This is a genomic window from Ensifer sp. PDNC004 (assembly GCF_016919405.1).
Classification (GTDB): Bacteria; Pseudomonadota; Alphaproteobacteria; order Rhizobiales; family Rhizobiaceae; genus Ensifer.
Genome location: NZ_CP070353.1, coordinates 3,016,494 through 3,033,801 on the forward strand (window position 1 = coordinate 3,016,494; position 17,308 = coordinate 3,033,801).

Genomic DNA, 17,308 nt, shown 5'->3' on the forward strand with positions numbered 1-17,308 from the left:
TGAAGCTTCGCGCTGCTGGTAGAACACTCGGGGCCGCGCTGAGACGGTCTTTGGCGGCAATGGGAAGCCGTAGCCGGACGCAGGACAGCTATTCCTTTTCCCGTTTCGCTCGTCTGCGAGCTTGGCGAGAATATTCATAGTCTGCTATCTGTCGTGCCAACTCCGATTTCTTGCATATTTCGCATAAGACCGGGCGTGGTATGACGGATTATCGCGGGTGCAACATGAATGGTCGCTGAACGGTGCCTTTATGTCCGGATTCGGAAATGCGACCATATGCATCGACCTGGAAGGTGATCCATGAACATTACGCTGCTCGTACAGTTTCTCGCGCTTCTGGAGGAGATGAAGACTCGCGAGGAAATCATCCCTGAATTCGAGCGTCTGCTCGATCGCTGTGGCTTCGACTTCTACGGCGTCGTGCGCCAGCCCAAGCCGCATGACAACCCGCTGAGGCTGCTGCTTGCCGGTCGCTGGCCCGAGGGCTGGCCGCAGATCTACATCCGCAAGAAGTTCGTGGTGATCGACCCGACCATCCGCTATCTCGGCCATGCCCAGCGCGGTTTCCGCTGGCGCGATACGCTCTTTGCCTTCCGCTCCGATCCGCATCGCAAGCGCATGGAAAGCATGATGATCGAGGCCCGCAACCACGGTCTCTACGACGGCTATATCTTCCCGGTGCACGGCCGGCGCGGCCTGCTCGGCAACCTGACGGTCGGCGGGCGTGTCGTCGACCTGAGCCCGGTCGAGATCAGCCTGTTCGACTCGATCGCCAAGCGGCTGTTCTGGAAGCTCCTGGACCTGACCGACCCGGAGGTTTCGGCCGAACTCGGCTCGCGCGTCGAAGTGCAAATGACGCGGCGCGAAATGGAAGCGCTCAACTATCTGGCCGACGGCCTGACCTCCAACGACATCGGCAAGGTACTCGATATTTCGAGCCACACGGTCGATTGGTACATGAACGGAATCCAGGAAAAGCTGAAGGCCAAGAACCGCCACCACGTCGTGGCGATCGCCTTCCGTCTCGGCCTGATTTCCTAAAGTCGAAAGGCATTCGGTTTCCTGTCGCATCTGAAATTGCGCTCTGCCCGGTGACCCGCTAATACTTTATTTCGCGGGTGCAGCATTTCCCGCAATATCAAGTCATTGAGGAGACCGACTTGCCTATCTCGAAGATCCTTGTTGCTAACCGTTCTGAAATTGCCATCCGCGTTTTTCGCGCTGCAAACGAACTCGGTCTGAAAACGGTCGCGATATGGGCGGAAGAGGACAAACTCGCGCTGCACCGCTTTAAAGCGGATGAAAGCTACCAGATCGGCCGCGGTCCGCATCTGGCCCGCGACCTCGGTCCGATCGAGAGCTACCTGTCGATCGAGGAAGTGATCCGCGTCGCCAAGCTCTCGGGTGCCGATGCCATTCACCCGGGCTACGGCCTGCTGTCGGAAAGCCCCGAGTTCGTCGATGCCTGTGACGCCGCCGGCATCATCTTCATCGGTCCGCGGCCGGCGACCATGCGCCAGCTCGGCAACAAGGTGGCAGCCCGCAACCTCGCCATTTCCGTCGGCGTGCCGGTCGTGCCGGCCACCGATCCGCTGCCGGAAGACGAAAAGGAAATCCATCGCCTGGCCGCCGAGATCGGCTACCCCGTCATGCTCAAGGCCTCCTGGGGCGGCGGCGGACGCGGCATGCGCGCCATTCGCGACCCGAAGGACCTGATCCGCGAGGTGACGGAAGCCAAGCGCGAGGCCAAGGCCGCCTTCGGCAAGGACGAGGTCTACCTCGAAAAGCTGGTCGAGCGCGCCCGCCACGTCGAAAGCCAGATCCTCGGCGACACCCACGGCAATGTCGTGCACCTGTTCGAGCGCGACTGCTCCATCCAGCGCCGCAACCAGAAGGTTGTCGAGCGGGCGCCTGCGCCCTACCTCTCGGACGCGCAGCGCCAGGAACTGGCCAACTATTCGCTGAAGATTGCCGAGGCGACCAGCTATGTCGGCGCCGGCACGGTCGAGTATCTGATGGATGCCGACACCGGCAAATTCTACTTCATCGAAGTGAACCCGCGCATTCAGGTCGAGCACACCGTCACCGAAGTGGTGACCGGCATCGACATCGTCAAGGCGCAGATCCATATCCTCGACGGCGAAGCGATCGGCACGCCGGCATCGGGCGTACCGAAGCAGCAAGACATCCGGCTCAACGGCCACGCGCTGCAGTGCCGCATCACCACGGAAGATCCGGAACAGAACTTCATTCCCGACTATGGCCGCATCACCGGCTATCGTTCGGCGGCCGGTTTCGGCATCCGTCTCGACGGCGGCACGGCCTATACCGGTGCCTACATCACGCGCTACTACGATCCGCTGCTGGTGAAAGTGACGGCCTCGGGCAGCACGCCCGAGGAAGCGATCAGCCGTATGGACCGGGCGCTGCGCGAATTCCGTATCCGCGGCGTGGCGACCAACCTCACCTTCCTCGAGGCGATCATCGGCCACGAGCAGTTCCGCAACAACACCTACACCACCCGCTTCATCGACACGACGCCGGAGCTGTTCCAGCAGGTGCGGCGCCAGGACCGTGCGACGAAGCTCTTGACCTATCTCGCCGACGTCACCGTCAACGGCCATCCGGAGGCCAAGGGCCGTCCGCGGCCGCCGGCAGACGCGGCCAAGCCCGTCGTGCCCTTCTTCCAGGGCGAGATCCCCGCGGGTACCAAGCAGAAGCTCGACGAACTCGGCCCGAAGAAGTTTGCCGAGTGGGTGCGCGGCGAAAAGCAGGTATTCCTCACCGATACGACGATGCGCGACGGCCACCAGTCGCTGCTTGCGACCCGCATGCGCACGCACGACATCGCCCGTGTCGCCGGCACCTATGCCCGTGCCCTGCCGCAGCTCTTCTCGCTCGAATGCTGGGGTGGCGCGACCTTCGACGTCTCCATGCGCTTCCTTACCGAGGATCCGTGGGATCGCCTTGCCCGCATTCGCGAGGATGCGCCGAACCTGCTGCTGCAGATGCTTTTGCGCGGCGCCAACGGCGTCGGCTACAAGAACTACCCCGACAACGTCGTGAAGTACTTCGTCCGCCAGGCGGCGAAGGGCGGCATCGACGTCTTCCGCGTCTTCGACTGCCTCAACTGGGTCGATAACATGCGCGTCTCGATGGAGGCCGTTGCCGAGGAGAACCGCATCTGCGAGGCGGCGATCTGCTACACCGGCGACATCCTGAATTCGGCCCGCCCGAAGTACGATCTCAAGTACTACACGGCTTTGGCGGCCGAGCTCGAAAAGGCCGGCGCGCACACGATCGCCGTCAAGGACATGGCGGGCCTCTTGAAGCCGGCGGCTGCGCGGGTGCTCTTCAAGGCGCTGCGCGAGGCGACGGACCTGCCGATCCATTTCCACACGCACGACACCTCAGGCATCGCGGCTGCGACCGTGCTTGCCGCCGTCGATAGCGGCGTCGACGTGGTCGATGCGGCCATGGACGCGCTCTCCGGCAACACCTCGCAGCCCTGCCTCGGCTCGATCGTCGAGGCGCTGCGCGGTTCGGATCGCGATCCGGGCCTCGATCCCGAATGGATCCGCCGGATCTCGTTCTACTGGGAAGCTGTGCGCTTCCAGTACGCCGCCTTCGAAAGCGACCTCAAGGGTCCGGCCTCGGAAGTCTACCTGCACGAAATGCCGGGCGGCCAGTTCACCAACCTCAAGGAACAGGCCCGTTCGCTCGGGCTGGAAACCAAGTGGCACCGCGTCGCCCAGGCCTATGCCGACGCCAACCAGATGTTCGGCGATATCGTCAAGGTGACGCCGTCATCAAAGGTCGTTGGCGACATGGCGCTTATGATGGTCTCCCAGGACCTGACGGTTGCCGACGTCGAGAACCCGGCAAAGGACATCGCTTTCCCGGATTCGGTCGTCTCGATGCTGAAGGGCGATCTCGGTCAGCCCCCGGGCGGCTGGCCGGAAGCGCTGCAGAAGAAGGCGCTGAAGGGCGAGAAGGCCTACACCGCCGTTCCCGGCTCGCTGCTGCCGCCGGCCGATCTCGATGCGGAACGTAAAAGCATCGAGGACAAGCTCGAGCGCAAGGTCGACGACTTCGAGTTCGCCTCCTACCTGATGTACCCGAAGGTCTTCACCGACTATGCGATCGCGGCCGACACCTATGGTCCGGTCAGCGTTCTGCCGACGCCGGCTTACTTCTACGGGCTGGCACCGGGCGAGGAGCTGCAGCCGGAGATCGAGAGGGGCAAGTCGCTGGTGATCCTGCACCAGGCCAAGAGCGAGCCGGACGAGAAGGGCATGGTCAAGGTGTTCTTCGAACTCAACGGCCAGCCGCGCCTGATCAAGGTTCCGGACCGCAACCGAAGTGCAACGAGCGCGGTACGCCGCAAGGCCGAGGGCGGCAATGCAGCGCAACTCGGTGCGCCGATGCCGGGCGTCATCTCGACCGTTGCCGTTGCCGCCGGCCAGACGGTGAAGGCCGGCGACGTGCTGCTTTCGATCGAAGCGATGAAGATGGAAACGGCGCTGCACGCCGAGAAGGACGGCACGGTCGCCGAAGTGCTGGTGCGCGCCGGCGACCAGATCGACGCCAAGGACCTACTGATCGTGTTCGAGGCGTAAGCGTTTGCCACACGGATAGACAAAAACGGCCGGATGCGAATCCGGCCGTTGTTGTTTTGCGAGAGGCGCAAAGGGCCACTGTAGCGGACGTACTTCTCCGCCGTCATCCTCGGGTCAAGCCCGAGGATTACAACTGTTGGGGGGAGGCGAAGATAATGGAGACGCCTGTCGCCTCCCGCTCCTGATCCATCGTAACCGGTCCCAATGCTTCCCTTCAGATCTCGTAGTCGTGCGGGGCGCTGAGCGAGGCGATGAACTTCTTGGTGCGCTCGCGCTCGGGCGCCGAGAAGATCGTCTTCGGCGCGCCGCTCTCGACGACGAGGCCGCCGTCGAGGAAGATCACCTTGTCGGCGACGCGCGAGGCGAGCCGGAGGTCATGGGTCGCCATGACCATTGTGGTTCCTTCGCGGGCAAGCCGGCTCAGGACTTCGACCACTTCTTCCGCCAGTTCAGGGTCGAGCGCCGAGGTCGGCTCGTCGCAGAGAAGCACGCGCGGCGAAGGGGCAAGGGCACGGGCGATCGCCACGCGCTGCTGCTGGCCGCCGGAAAGTGTTGCCGGCCAGGCGTCGGCCTTGTGCGTCATGCCGACCTTTTCGAGCAGTTCCATTGCCCTGGTCTTTGCCCTGTCCGCCGGCCATTTCAGCACGGTGACGAGGCCTTCCATGACATTGCCGAGTACGGTCTGGTGCGGGAAGAGCTGGAAGTTCTGGAACACCATGCCGGTCTGCCGGCGCAGACGCTGGATCGCCGTCCAGCCGATCTTGCGGCCAGGGGCGAATTCAAGCTTCTCGTCGCCAAGCCTGATCGATCCGGAGGTCGGGATCTCCAGAAGGTTGATGCAGCGCAGCAGCGTGCTCTTGCCGCCGCCGGACGGGCCGACCAGCGCGGTCACAGTGCCCTCGGCGAGCGTCACGGAAATATCCTTCAGCACGAGATTGTCGCCGAAGCGCTTTTCGATGTGGGAGAGCTCGATCATGTGCGTGCCTCCAGGAAGCCGCCATAGCGGGCGAAGCGACGCTCCAGCCTGACCTGCAGGGCGGAAAGCACGGAGCTCATGGCAAGATAGATCAGCGCCGCCTCGATGTAGAGGATCAGCGGCTCGTAGGTGGTGGCGACGATGCGCTGCGCTGTCTGGAACATCTCGGGCACGGTAATGGCGGCGGCAAGCGACGTGTCCTTCACCAGCGAGATGAAGGTGTTCGACAATGGCGGCACCGCGACGCGGGCTGCCTGCGGCAGGATGGTGCGGCGCATCGCCTGGCTCCAGCTCATGCCGATCGAATAGGCCGCTTCCCACTGGCCACGCGGCACCGAGGAAATTACCGCCCGAATGATCTCGGAGGTGTAGGCCCCGACATTCAGCGAGAAGCCGATGAGGGCTGCGGTAAAGGCGTCGAGCAGGATGCCGGCGCTCGGCAGGCCGTAGAAAATCACGAACAGCTGCACCAGCAGCGGCGTGCCGCGGATCACCCAGACGTAAAAGCGCGCGATCCAGGCGACCGGCGCCGGCCCGAAGAGCCGGGCGACGGCGGTAACGAGCCCCAGGATCAGGCCGAAGATGAAGGAAAGCAGCGTCAGCGGGATGGTAAAGGTCAGGCCGGCCCAGAGCAGGGACGGCAAGGATTCCAGCATCAGTGGGAGCCAGGTGGTCAAGGGCGAGCCTTTCAAAAAGCGCGATCCGCCCCGGGGTCCGGAACGGATCGCTTTTCATAGCCGAGAATGGCCGGCTGAGAAACCGGCCGAAGGCTCAGGGTTACTTCGAGACGTCGGCGCCGAAGTACTTCTGCGAGATCTTGTCGTAGGTGCCGTCCGCCTTGATGTCGACGAGCGCCTTGTTGATCGCTTCCAGCAGTTCCGGCTCGCCCTTGCGGATGATGATGCCGGAAAAGTCGGCATCGGCCTGCTCGGCGGCAATCTTGACCGGGGCGTCGGGCTTCTTCTTCTTGAAGTCGAGGAAGGAGAGGCTATCGTTGATCGTCGCGTCGGCGCGGCCGGTCAGCACCAGCTGGATCGACTGGTCGAAGCCGTCGGTGCCGACGAGCTCGGCGCCGGATGCGGTTGCGAGCTTGCCGAAGTTGCTGGTCAGCGATTGGGCGGACTTCTTGCCCTTGAGATCGGCAAAGCCCTTGATCTCTTCGTTGTCTGACTTGACGATCAGCACCGCCTTCGAGGCGATGTAGGGCTCGGAGAAGTCGTACTTCTTCTTGCGCTCTTCGGTGATGCCGACCTGATTGATGACCGTGTCGTAGCGGTTGGCGTCGAGGCCGGCGATCAGGCCATCCCACTTGCCTTCGAGGAATTCCGCCTTGACGCCGAGCTTCTCGGCGACCGCCTGGCCGATCTCGACGTCGAAGCCGACGAGGGCGCCGGAGGTGTCATGATAGGTGAAGGGCGCATAGGTACCCTCGGTGCCGATCTTCAGGACACCGGCGGATTTGACCGCATTGAGGTTCTCGCCGGCTTCAGCGGAAGCGAGCGCGGCGACCTGCATCAGAGCGGCGGCAAACAGCGTGGGGAGGAGTTTCATCGTGATTTTCCATCTTCTTTCTGGCCCGGCCCGTCGTCCGGATTGAGCGGACAATCGCATAAAAAATCGGCGATCTGAGCGTATAAAACACCAATTCCTGAGCGTTTTGATGAAGAATTTTCCTCGAAATGGCACCGGCCGGGCGCAAAAGCCACGGTTTGTCGGAAATCGCGCGCGGCCCCGATTTGCTCGCTGCATCGGCTTGAAAACGGTTTCAAAAGTTGATATGCACATTTATAGCGATTCATGCACGTTTATGCACGGTTGATGGCGATGTCCGGTGAACTCCTTCTTCGTGAGCGAAAGACGCTGATCCAGGAACGGCTGAAGGCCAACGGCCGGGTGCTTGCAGCCGACCTTGCGGCTGAGCTCAGCGTTTCCGAGGATACGATCCGCCGCGACCTCAGGGAGATGGCGGCGGCGGGACTGTGCGAGCGCGTCTATGGCGGTGCGCTTCCGGTTGCGCCGGCAGCGCACAGCACCTTGCGGGAACGGGTGGCGATGGCGCCGGAACGCAAGGCGGCGCTGGCGCGCGCGGCCGTCGGCCTGATCAAGCCTGATATGACCGTGTTTCTCGATGCCGGCTCCACCAATCTCGCCATCGCGCACCTGATCGAGCCGGACCTGCCGGTCACTGTCGTCACCAATACGCCGCTGATTGCCGTCGCGCTCATGGAGAAACCGGGCGTCGATCTCATCCTGCTCGGCGGTCCGCTCAATCGCGCCGTCGGCGCGGCGATCAGCGCCAGGGCGCAACGCGATGCGGAACTGCTCCGGCCCGATCTCTGCTTTCTCGGTACCTGTGGCGCCGACGCCGTCGCGGGCCTGACGGCGATCTATTTCGAGGATGCGGAATTCAAGCGGCTCATTGCGTTGCGCAGCCGGCGCCTGGTTGTCGCTGTCACCAGCGACAAGCTCGGTACGGCCGCCGCGCACGGGGTTGCCGATATCAATGACAAGGTGACGCTGCTGCTCGAGGCGGATGCATCGGCTGAGCATCGGTCGGCCTTCGAGGCCGCAGGGGCAGAGGTCCTGATGGCGGGAGAGACGGAATGACGACGATCACGCATGTGGCGCTCTGGACGCGGGACCTCGAGGCGATCGCCCGGTTCTGGTCGTCCTTCTTCGGCGCCGAAGTCGGCGAGATCTATGAAAGCCGGCGGCGTCCCGGCTTTCGTTCGCGGTTCCTGACGCTTGGCGACGGGCCGGCATTCGAGATTATGGAAGGCCCCTGGGTTGAGCCGGCCGATCCCGCCGAAGAACGCATCGGCCTTGCCCATGTGGCGCTGTCGCTCGGCAGCGAGCAGGCGGTCGAGGCCATGGCCGCGCGCGCCGAGGCCGACGGCATTCTGGTCGCAAAACCGCGCTGGACCGGCGACGGCTTCTACGAGGCCGTTGTTCGCGACCCCGATGGAAATCTGATCGAAATCACAATCTGAGCCGGGCGATCCGGCACTGAGGCAAGACCATGGACCAACGTTCTCCCACCGCGACCGGCCGCCAGGGCTACATGACCCGCAACCGGCTGGCGGTATCGCTGCTCTTTCTGTTGAATGGCTTCGTCATCGGCAGCTGGGCGCCGAAGATCCCCGAATTCAAGGACCGGCTCGGCATCAGCGAAAGCGTGCTCGGCCTGCTGATCCTGATGTTCGGCATCGGCTCGCTGGTGCTCATGCCGATTGCCGGCGGCTTTATCGCCCGCGTCGGTTCGCAGAAGGTGGTCAAGGTCACCGCCATCATCCTGTCGCCCTTGCTTCTGCTTCTGACGCTTGTCCCCGATGTCTGGACGGCGGCCGTCGCCATGTTCCTGCTTGGCGGTTTTGCCGGCGCAATGGACGTCGCGATGAACGCCAATGCGGTCGAGGTCGAAAAATCCATGCGCCGGGCGATCATGTCGTCCTGCCATGCCTATTGGAGTCTCGGCGGTCTGATCGGTGCCGGCATCGGCGGCTTCCTCATGGCTCGCTTCGGTGTGCTGCCGCATGTGCTCGTCGTCACTGCGATCTGCCTGGCATTAATCGTTGCCGCCTGGCCGATGATCCTGGCCGACAAGCCGCATCCGGGTGCCGCCAAGGAAAAGCTGCGCCTGCCGATGACGCCGCTTCCCTGGCTGATCGGCATCATGGCGCTGTTCTCGATGGTGCCGGAGGGCACGGTGCTCGACTGGGGCGCGCTTTATCTGCGCAACGAGCTTGGCGCCTCCGTCGAGCTTTCCGGCTTCGGCTTTGCCGCCTTCTCCGCAACCATGGCGACCATGCGTTTTGCCGGCGATTTCGTGCGGGACCGCTTCGGCGCCAAACGGACGCTGCGCATCTGCACCGTCACGGCACTCGTCGGCATGATCATAGCGGGCACGGCGCCCAATGCCTACATCGCCATCCTTGGCTTTGCGATCGCCGGCATCGGCATCTCCAACATGGTGCCGATCGCGTTCTCGGCCGCCGGCAACATGCCGGGCCTGCAGCCGGGCATCGGCCTGTCGGTCGCGACCTTCATGGGCTATTCCGGGATGCTGTTCGCACCGTCGCTGATCGGCTTCGTCGCCGAGCATACGGGCTTTGCCATCATCTTCGCGTCGGTGCCGCTGCTCTTCATCGTCGTGCTTCTCTTGTCGCACCATGCCGATCATGCGGATGGCGCCAAGGGGCACTGAGGCGCAGCGCCGCCATCAAATCGCCGTCAGGGCATGATGTCGCCGTTGACAATCAGACTTTCCTCATCCACCTGATGGGCCAATGGCCAGGGCGAGTTGAGGAAAGTCCATGTGGGTTCTGCCCGCATCCTCGCCCGGCTCAGTGACCCACGAAGAGGCCTTCATGTCTTCCGCCTTCGATTTCGATCCGCAGCCCCGCCGCGCCTCCGTCGCCGTCGATGTCGGCGGCGTCATCGTCGGGGGTGGCGCACCGGTCGTGGTCCAGTCGATGACCAACACCGATACGGCCGATATCGATGGCACCGTGGCGCAGGTGGCCGCGCTGCACAAAGCCGGTTCGGAACTGGTGCGCATTACCGTCGACCGCGACGAGAGTGCGGCGGCGGTGCCGAAGATCCGCGAGCGGCTCGAGCGGCTCGGCCTTGATGTCCCACTCGTTGGCGACTTCCACTATATCGGCCACAAGCTGCTTGCCGATCATCCGGCCTGCGCGGAAGCGCTGGCGAAATACCGCATCAATCCGGGCAATGTCGGCTTCAAGGACAAGAAGGACAAGCAGTTCGCCGAGATCGTCGAGATGGCGATCCGCTACGACAAGCCGGTGCGCATCGGCGTCAACTGGGGCTCGCTTGACCAGGAGCTGCTGACGCGGCTGATGGACGAGAACAAGGCGAACGGCTTTCCGCTCACGGCCCAGGAAGTGACGCGCGAAACGATCGTGCAGTCGGCGCTGCTGTCGGCGGAACTTGCCGAAGAGATCGGCCTGCCGCGCAACCGCATCATCCTGTCGGCCAAGGTTTCCGGCGTTCAGGACCTGATCGCCGTCTACGCCATGCTGTCGGCCCGTTCCGACCATGCGCTGCATCTCGGCCTCACCGAGGCCGGCATGGGCACCAAGGGCATCGTCGCCTCGTCGGCTTCGCTCGGTATTCTGATGCAGCAGGGCATCGGCGACACGATCCGCATTTCGCTGACGCCGGAGCCCGGCGGCGACCGCACCCGCGAGGTGCAGGTAGCCCAGGAACTGCTGCAGGTCATGGGCTTTCGCCAGTTCATTCCCGTCGTTGCCGCCTGTCCCGGCTGTGGCCGCACCACGTCGACCGTCTTCCAGGAACTCGCCCAGAAGATCCAGGACGACATTCGCCGCAACATGCCGGTCTGGCGCGAGAAGTATCCCGGCGTCGAGGGCCTGAAGGTCGCGGTCATGGGCTGCATCGTCAACGGTCCCGGCGAAAGCAAACATGCCGATATCGGCATCTCGCTACCGGGCACCGGCGAAATGCCGGCCGCTCCGGTCTTCATCGACGGCGAGAAGGCGATGACGCTACGCGGCCCCAACATCGCCGGTGACTTCGAGACGCTGGTTTCCGACTATATCGAGAAGCGCTACGGCCGCGGCCAGGCGGCTGCCGAGTAAGCAGCCTGCGCTTGGTCTGAGCGCGATGATCTCAGAGCCGTGACGTCAGCAGCTTGAAGCCGGCAAAGGCGAAGAAGCCGGCCATCAGGCTCTCGATCAGCCGCTTGGACTTCAGATAAGCACGGTGGACCGGCGACAGCGAGAAGACGATCGCAAAGCCGCAGAAGGTCATCAGGCCGAGCACCATGCAGCCGCCGATGAATGTGGCGGTGACGCCGACGGGCGCACCCTCGGGCATCCCCAGCGAAACGAGCATGATCCAGGAAAAGATCGCCTTGGGGTTGGTGAGGTGAATGCCAAGCCCCTTGAGATAGAGCCGCTTCAGCGACGTCTGCGCCTTCGCCATCGGCACGATCGCGCTTTTGTCGCTGCGCACGGCAGCGCGCAGTGCGTTGTAGGCGAGCCAGAAGAGATAGCAGGCACCGGCGATCTTCAAGACGATGATCGCGTGGCCATAGGCGCGGATCAGCGCCGAGAGACCGGAGGCCGTCAGCATCGCCCAGGTGTAACTTCCCGTCAGAACGCCAAAGGCAAGCGCCAGTCCGGCCTTGCGTCCCTGGCTGACCGAGGTGGTGATGATCGCGAGGATCGCGGGCCCCGGTGAAGCGGTCGCGATCAGATAGGCGGTCCAGGCGATGAGCAACTGCGGCAGATAGGGCGTCAGGTCGAACATGTCAGACAAAGCTCCGGCGAGGTCGCCGGAGGCTAGATCAGTTCGTCGCTGGTTTGAAACGGCGAAATGTCACCGAGACAAGATGTCAGACGATCTCGTCGAGCGCCTCGGTCAGACGGGCGCATTCCTGATCGGTGCCGATGGTGATGCGCAGGAAATCGCCGATGCGCGGCTTGGCGAAATGGCGCACCAGCACGGCGCGTTCACGGAGCGCCTTCATCAGGGTTTCGCCGCTATGGCCGGGATGGCGGGCGAAAACGAAGTTTGCCGATGACGGCAACACCTCGAAGCCGCGCGCGGTGAGATCGGCCGCAAGGCGCTCGCGCGACGCGATGATCTTGGCGCGGGTCTCCTCGAACCATGCTTCGTCCTCGATCGCGGCGATTGCGCCGGCCTGGGCCGGGCGGCCGAGCGGATAGGAGTTGAAGCTGTCCTTCACCCGCTCCAGCGCCTCGATCAACGGGCGTTGGCCGATGGCGAAGCCGACGCGCAAGCCGGCAAGCGCGCGCGACTTGGAGAAGGTCTGGACGACCAGCAGGTTCTCGTATTTCGAAACCAGTTCTGCCGCCGACTGGCCGCCGAAGTCGACATAGGCCTCGTCGATGACGACGGGCTGGTCCGGATGGCTTGCAACCAGCTGCTCGATGTCGGCGAGCGGCAAGGCGATGCCGGTCGGAGCGTTGGGGTTCGGCAGGATGATGGCGCCGCAGGGCCGGTCGTAATCGACGAGATCGATCTCGAAGCGATCGTTGATCGGTACCTCGACCGTGTCGATCTCGAAGAGCCGGGCGTAGGTCGAATAGAAGCTGTAGGAAATATCCGGGTAAAGCAGCGGCGCGTCGTGCTTCAGCAAGCCGGCGAAGATATGCGCCAGCACCTCGTCGGATCCGTTGCCGACGAAGACTTCTTCGGCGGTCACGCCATAGCGTGTGGCAATCGCCTGGCGCAGCGTCAACGCCAGCGGGTCGGGGTAGAGGCGAAGATCGCTGCTCGCTGCCGCGGCGATCGCGTCGAGCACCTTCTCAGACGGGCCGTAGGGGCATTCGTTGGTGTTGAGCTTCACCAGGTTTTCGATACGCGGCTGTTCGCCGGGCACGTAGGGTTTCAGCTTGGAGACGATCGGCGACCAGTATTTGCTCATGGATCTAGCTCCTGCGGTTGGCGATGAAACGGGCGGCTTCGACGAGAATGGCCGAGCGCTCGCCATAGGGCGCAAGCAGCGCTTCGGCTTCTGCGACCAGTTGCTCCAGCCGCTCTTCCGCCCAGGCCTGGCCGTGTAGCGCCAGCAGCGTGCCCTTGCCGCGGGCGGCGTCCTTGCCGGTTGCCTTGCCCATGGTCTCCGCATCGGCGGTGAGGTCCAGCAGGTCGTCGGCAAGCTGGAAGGCAAGGCCGATCTTTTCGCCAAAGGCGCGAAGCCGCGCGCGATCGTCCCTGGAGGCGTCGGCGACGATGGCGCCTGCCTCACAGGCGAAACGGATGAGGGCGCCCGTCTTCATCGCCTGCAGCGTGACGATCCCGGCTTCGTCCGGCGGCGACTTTTCCGCGGCCAGGTCAAGCGCCTGTCCGCCGGCCATGCCGCCGTGGCCGGCGGCGCGTCCAAGCGCCAGCACCAGCTCCACCTTCTGCGCATCCGAAACCGCTGTCTCGGGGGCTGCGATGATATCGAAGGCGAAAGTCAGCAGACTGTCGCCGGCAAGGATCGCCGTTGCCTCGTCGAAGGCCTTGTGCACGGTCGGCTGGCCGCGGCGCATATCGTCGTCGTCCATCGCCGGCAGGTCGTCATGGACGAGCGAGTAGCAATGCACGCATTCGAGTGCCGCGCCGACCCGCAGAGCCGCGTCGGCATTGCCGCCGAGAAGATCGGCGCATTCGGTCACCAGGAAGGGGCGCAGGCGCTTGCCGCCGTTCAGCACGCCGTGGCGCATGGCAGCCAACAGGTTTGCCGGCCGGGCGATTTCGTCGGCTTCCGTCGTCTGGCCGAGCAGACGTTCCAGCAGCGCCTCGACGGCGCGGGCATTGGTGGCGAGGCGACGGGTAAAAGGCGATGGTTCCTGGCTCATGCGCGCTCTTTGACATGGGCGAAGAGGGCTTTCAACGGGGATTCGTGTCGCAGCCGCGCGCTTTCCCTGGGACAGCCGCCTGCACGCCTTGCCTTTTGCCAGAAAGCCCGTTCAACTCTGCCTGCGCATGCACTAAGAGAAGCGGATGGACAGCGAGGTGAACAGTCAGGCCGCGAACGTCGTTCCGGAAGCGCGCGAGGAGGGCGAAGTGCCTTCCAGTCGCTGGTCTTCGCTTCGTCGGACGTTGCGCACGCGCCGCCGCCAGATCGTGCTCGCCGTGCTTGGCCTGCTCGTCCTTCCTTACGCACTGATCGTTCTCTATCTGGTGGAGTTCATCCATCCCGTCTCGACGCTGATGCTGCGTGATCTCGTGCTGCTGCGCGGCTACGATCGGCAATGGGTCGAGTTCGACGATATCGCCCCGGTTCTCGTGCAATCGGTGATGATGTCGGAGGATGGCCAATTCTGCGCCCATGACGGCGTCGACTGGGGCCAGATGCGGGGTGTGGTCGAGGATGCGCTCGAAGGGGAATCCACCCGCGGCGCCAGCACCATTCCGATGCAGACGGTGAAGAACCTCTATCTCTGGAACGGCCGCTCCTTCCTGCGCAAAGGCATGGAACTGCCGCTGGCGGTCGCCGCCGACTTCGTCTGGAGCAAGCGGCGGATGATGGAGATCTATCTCAATATCGCCGAATGGGGCGACGGGATCTACGGTATCGAGGCGGCTGCTCGCCACCATTTCGGGGTTTCGGCGTCGAAGCTTTCGCGACGGCAGGCGGCGCTGCTTGCTGTCTCGCTGCCCAATCCGAAAGAGCGCAACGCCGGCAAGCCGGGCCGCGGGTTGAAGCGCCTGGCGAACCTGATCGAGCGCCGCGCCAGCCGCTCTGGCGGTTACATCACCTGCCTTTATAATTAGGATCAGACCTTTTCATTGGATGGGCTCACTGGGCGATGTCATGCTCGCGTTGTAGAGTTCTGCCATCTGGGCCTCTCTCCCTTTGAAAGGCCCGATCGCTCCATGACCTTGATTTCCCCCTCGCTTCTCGCCTTTGGCCGCAACGCCAACCATGCCCCGCCGAGACATCTCGGAACGCGCTACGACACCGAAGGCCGCTTCCTGCCGGAACCGGGCAACACGGTCGTCTCTCACGTCACTGCCGGGTCGCCGTCCGAGGCCGCCGTGCTTGGCGTGCGCGACCGGTTGATGGCGATGCCCGAGGCGCGGCAGTTCGCCTTTACCGCGCCCTCCAGCCTGCACATGACCATCTTCCAGGGCATCATCGAACACCGCCGGAAACTCCCTTACTGGCCGGCTGACATGCCGTTCGATACGCCGATCGAGGTGATGACCGCGCACTACCGCGAACAGCTCGCGAATTTTGTGCCGCTGGAGCCGTTCCGCGCCCGCGTGACCGAGGTCACCCCGACGGGCCTTGCACTCGAAGGCGACAGTGCCGCCGATCGCGCCTGTCTCAAGGCTTGGCGCGACGCCTTCGCAGACGCCTTCGGCTACCGGCATCCTGATCATGACGATTACGAATTCCACATCACCTATGCCTACCCCGTCGACTGGCTCGACGATGGGGCGCTGCTGCGCTGGCAGGTGATGCTGGACGAACAGCTCGCTTTTTTGCGCGAGCAGGCGCCGGTGATCGCGCTCGCCCCACCCGCTTTCTGCTCGTTCGAGGACATGAACCATTTCGAGGAACTGATCGTTTTCTCGGAGAGACCAGCAACCAAGGAACGGAAATGACCGGACTTACACTTTTTGTCGGCAACAAGAACTATTCGTCCTGGTCGATGCGGCCATGGATCGCGATGACGGCGGCCGGCATCGCCTTCGACGAGGTGGTCATCCCCTTCGACTTCGCCGCGGGAAACCCGGACATTCGCGCGGTCTCGCCGACAGGAAAGGTGCCGCTGCTTAGGCATGGCGATTTCCTTGTCTGGGAATCGCTGGCGATCATCGACTAAGTCGCCGAGCTTTTTCCCGATGCCGGGCTGTGGCCGGCCGACCGTCAGTCGCGCGCCCGGGCGCGGAGCTATTCGATGGAAATGCTCTCCGGTTTCAGGGCGTTGCGCGGCGCTTGCCCGATGAACATCCGTCGGGCGAAGAAGGCGCTGGACGTTGCCGAGGACGTCCGTGCGGATGTCGCCCGCATCGAAACGATCTGGCGGCAGGCGCTCGCCCAATCCGGCGGTCCGTTCCTCTTTGGCGCCTTCACCGCGGCCGATGCGATGTACGCACCTGTGGTCAACCGCTTCGACGTCTATGATCTCGTTGCGGATCCAGAAACGCTCGGCTACATGAACCGCGTAAAGGCACATCCGGCGTTCCTGAAATGGGAAGAAGCCGCCCGCGCAGAGCCTTGGGTCGTCATCGAAGACGAGGTCTGAAAAGGTCGAGTCGAAAAATTGCCCGTGGGGACTGGTCAAACAGCAGCTGGCCATGTATAAGCGCGCCAAATTTCCGTGATTAACATCTGTTTTACACGGCCATTTCGGCTGCTGAACAGTGTTTGCCCGATAAGTGGAGAATGAAATGGCTGTACCTAAAAGAAAAACGAGCCCGTCCAAGCGTGGCATGCGCCGTTCGGCTGACGCTCTGAAGACCCCGACCTACGTCGAAGACAAGAACTCCGGCGAACTGCGCCGCCCGCACCACATCGACCTGAAGACCGGCATGTACCGTGGCCGTCAGGTTCTGACCCCGAAGGAAAGCGCATAAGCGTTTCCGTTCGCGGATTAGGTTCAAAGGGCTGGCTCTGCCGGCCCTTTTGTTTTGCATCTGACATGATCTTGCTTGGTCGCCGTGGTATCGCTGGCGCCTTGCGTGACGACGCCGCACAAACATGGTCCCCCATAAACGCGGTCAAGGAGTTCTGATGCTTGCTGCCATACCGCTGCTGATCCTGCCTTTTGCAATCTACAATCTCGCGATGATCGGAATGTTCGGCGGCCTCGCCGGCCTGAACGCCGACATGGTGTCGCTCTCCATGCTTTCAGGCGCGACGTGGACGATGCGCTTCGGCGACCTCCTGATCGTCGGCGCCCTGCTGCTGCTCTTCGTCGAGCTGCTGAAAGCGACGCGCACGAGCAGCCGCGCACTGATGGATCATCTGCTCTCGATGATCCTGTTCATCGTCTTTTTGATCGAATTTCTGCTGCTCGCACCTGCGGCAACGCAGCTCTTCTTCATCCTGATGACGATCAGCTTCATCGATGTCATCGCCGGCTTTGCCGTCTCGATGCGCTCGGCCGGCCGCGACGTGTCGATTGGCCTCTAGGCCCTTACGGTTCGGGGCGGCGTCGCCCCGATTTCCGCGATCGCTGTTGCAGGTGAAGTGAAGGCAGGA

Annotated in this window: 17 protein-coding genes and 1 pseudogene; 11 read left to right on the forward strand and 7 right to left on the reverse strand. The window is 63.3% G+C overall.

The window, feature by feature from the left end:
* Positions 1 to 300 precede the first annotated feature (300 nt).
* Positions 301 to 1,041 carry an autoinducer binding domain-containing protein gene (locus tag JVX98_RS22845; RefSeq protein WP_034802969.1) on the forward strand — a complete coding sequence of 247 codons (741 nt, stop codon included), beginning with the start codon at positions 301 to 303 and terminating at the stop codon, positions 1,039 to 1,041.
* 119 nt (positions 1,042 to 1,160) lie between these two features.
* A complete protein-coding gene (pyc, locus tag JVX98_RS22850) occupies positions 1,161 to 4,619 on the forward strand; it encodes a pyruvate carboxylase (protein ID WP_205237500.1) in 3,459 nt (1,152 codons plus the stop codon).
* A gap of 214 nt (positions 4,620 to 4,833) precedes the next feature.
* Here the strand turns inward: pyc and JVX98_RS22855 are convergent, their stop codons facing one another.
* From JVX98_RS22855 to JVX98_RS22870, 4 genes are all read right to left on the reverse strand, one after another.
* Positions 4,834 to 5,595, reverse strand: coding sequence for an amino acid ABC transporter ATP-binding protein (locus tag JVX98_RS22855; RefSeq protein ID WP_205237501.1), 762 nt, complete (start codon positions 5,593 to 5,595; stop codon positions 4,834 to 4,836).
* The gene (locus JVX98_RS22860; RefSeq protein WP_089044284.1) at positions 5,592 to 6,272 is read right to left on the reverse strand and encodes an amino acid ABC transporter permease; all 681 of its coding nucleotides are present in this window, start codon (positions 6,270 to 6,272) and stop codon (positions 5,592 to 5,594) included. Before JVX98_RS22860 ends, JVX98_RS22855 begins: the two co-directional genes overlap by 4 nt.
* Before the next feature lie 100 nt (positions 6,273 to 6,372).
* Positions 6,373 to 7,146 (reverse strand): amino acid ABC transporter substrate-binding protein, encoded by a 774-nt coding sequence (locus tag JVX98_RS22865; RefSeq protein WP_192451076.1) that lies wholly within the window; start codon positions 7,144 to 7,146, stop codon positions 6,373 to 6,375.
* The gene (locus tag JVX98_RS22870) at positions 7,143 to 7,394 is read right to left on the reverse strand and encodes a hypothetical protein (protein WP_205237502.1); all 252 of its coding nucleotides are present in this window, start codon (positions 7,392 to 7,394) and stop codon (positions 7,143 to 7,145) included. The genes JVX98_RS22865 and JVX98_RS22870 overlap by 4 nt, the downstream gene beginning before the upstream one ends.
* Before the next feature lie 25 nt (positions 7,395 to 7,419).
* Here JVX98_RS22870 and JVX98_RS22875 point away from each other — a divergent pair, with 25 nt between their 5' ends.
* The 4 genes from JVX98_RS22875 (at position 7,420) to ispG (ending at position 11,216) form a co-directional block, all read left to right on the forward strand.
* Positions 7,420 to 8,202: a DeoR/GlpR family DNA-binding transcription regulator gene (locus JVX98_RS22875; protein WP_205237503.1), complete on the forward strand. Its 783-nt coding sequence runs from the start codon at positions 7,420 to 7,422 to the stop codon at positions 8,200 to 8,202.
* On the forward strand, positions 8,199 to 8,585 hold the full coding sequence (locus JVX98_RS22880) for a VOC family protein (RefSeq protein ID WP_205237504.1): 387 nt from the start codon (positions 8,199 to 8,201) through the stop codon (positions 8,583 to 8,585). The genes JVX98_RS22875 and JVX98_RS22880 overlap by 4 nt, the downstream gene beginning before the upstream one ends.
* A gap of 29 nt (positions 8,586 to 8,614) precedes the next feature.
* Positions 8,615 to 9,799 (forward strand): MFS transporter, encoded by a 1,185-nt coding sequence (locus tag JVX98_RS22885; protein WP_205237505.1) that lies wholly within the window; start codon positions 8,615 to 8,617, stop codon positions 9,797 to 9,799.
* A 163-nt stretch (positions 9,800 to 9,962) separates the two neighbouring features.
* Positions 9,963 to 11,216, forward strand: a complete 1,254-nt coding sequence (gene ispG / locus JVX98_RS22890; protein ID WP_034803175.1) for a flavodoxin-dependent (E)-4-hydroxy-3-methylbut-2-enyl-diphosphate synthase — start codon at positions 9,963 to 9,965, stop codon at positions 11,214 to 11,216.
* A gap of 31 nt (positions 11,217 to 11,247) precedes the next feature.
* Here ispG and JVX98_RS22895 read toward each other — a convergent pair whose 3' ends face one another.
* The 3 genes from JVX98_RS22895 to JVX98_RS22905 all read right to left on the reverse strand — a co-directional run bounded on the left by JVX98_RS22895 (position 11,248) and on the right by JVX98_RS22905 (position 13,949).
* Positions 11,248 to 11,889, reverse strand: coding sequence for a LysE family translocator (locus tag JVX98_RS22895; protein ID WP_205237506.1), 642 nt, complete (start codon positions 11,887 to 11,889; stop codon positions 11,248 to 11,250).
* 85 nt (positions 11,890 to 11,974) lie between these two features.
* Entirely contained in the window at positions 11,975 to 13,030 is a 1,056-nt protein-coding gene (gene hisC, locus JVX98_RS22900) for a histidinol-phosphate transaminase (RefSeq protein WP_205237507.1), read from the reverse strand.
* 4 nt (positions 13,031 to 13,034) lie between these two features.
* Positions 13,035 to 13,949, reverse strand: coding sequence for a polyprenyl synthetase family protein (locus JVX98_RS22905; RefSeq protein ID WP_205237508.1), 915 nt, complete (start codon positions 13,947 to 13,949; stop codon positions 13,035 to 13,037).
* A 145-nt stretch (positions 13,950 to 14,094) separates the two neighbouring features.
* Between JVX98_RS22905 and mtgA the strand changes: the two genes are divergently transcribed.
* From mtgA to JVX98_RS22930, 5 genes and pseudogenes are all read left to right on the forward strand, one after another.
* The gene (mtgA, locus tag JVX98_RS22910) at positions 14,095 to 14,868 is read left to right on the forward strand and encodes a monofunctional biosynthetic peptidoglycan transglycosylase (RefSeq protein ID WP_192451069.1); all 774 of its coding nucleotides are present in this window, start codon (positions 14,095 to 14,097) and stop codon (positions 14,866 to 14,868) included.
* 102 nt (positions 14,869 to 14,970) lie between these two features.
* A complete protein-coding gene (locus JVX98_RS22915) occupies positions 14,971 to 15,705 on the forward strand; it encodes a DUF1868 domain-containing protein (protein WP_205237509.1) in 735 nt (244 codons plus the stop codon).
* Positions 15,702 to 16,349: pseudogene (locus tag JVX98_RS22920) on the forward strand (glutathione S-transferase family protein). The gene JVX98_RS22915 and the pseudogene JVX98_RS22920 overlap by 4 nt, the downstream one beginning before the upstream one ends.
* Positions 16,350 to 16,494: 145 nt before the next feature.
* Positions 16,495 to 16,680 (forward strand): 50S ribosomal protein L32, encoded by a 186-nt coding sequence (rpmF, locus tag JVX98_RS22925; protein WP_034802928.1) that lies wholly within the window; start codon positions 16,495 to 16,497, stop codon positions 16,678 to 16,680.
* A gap of 157 nt (positions 16,681 to 16,837) precedes the next feature.
* Positions 16,838 to 17,239 carry a membrane protein gene (locus JVX98_RS22930; protein ID WP_034802925.1) on the forward strand — a complete coding sequence of 134 codons (402 nt, stop codon included), beginning with the start codon at positions 16,838 to 16,840 and terminating at the stop codon, positions 17,237 to 17,239.
* Positions 17,240 to 17,308 lie beyond the last annotated feature (69 nt).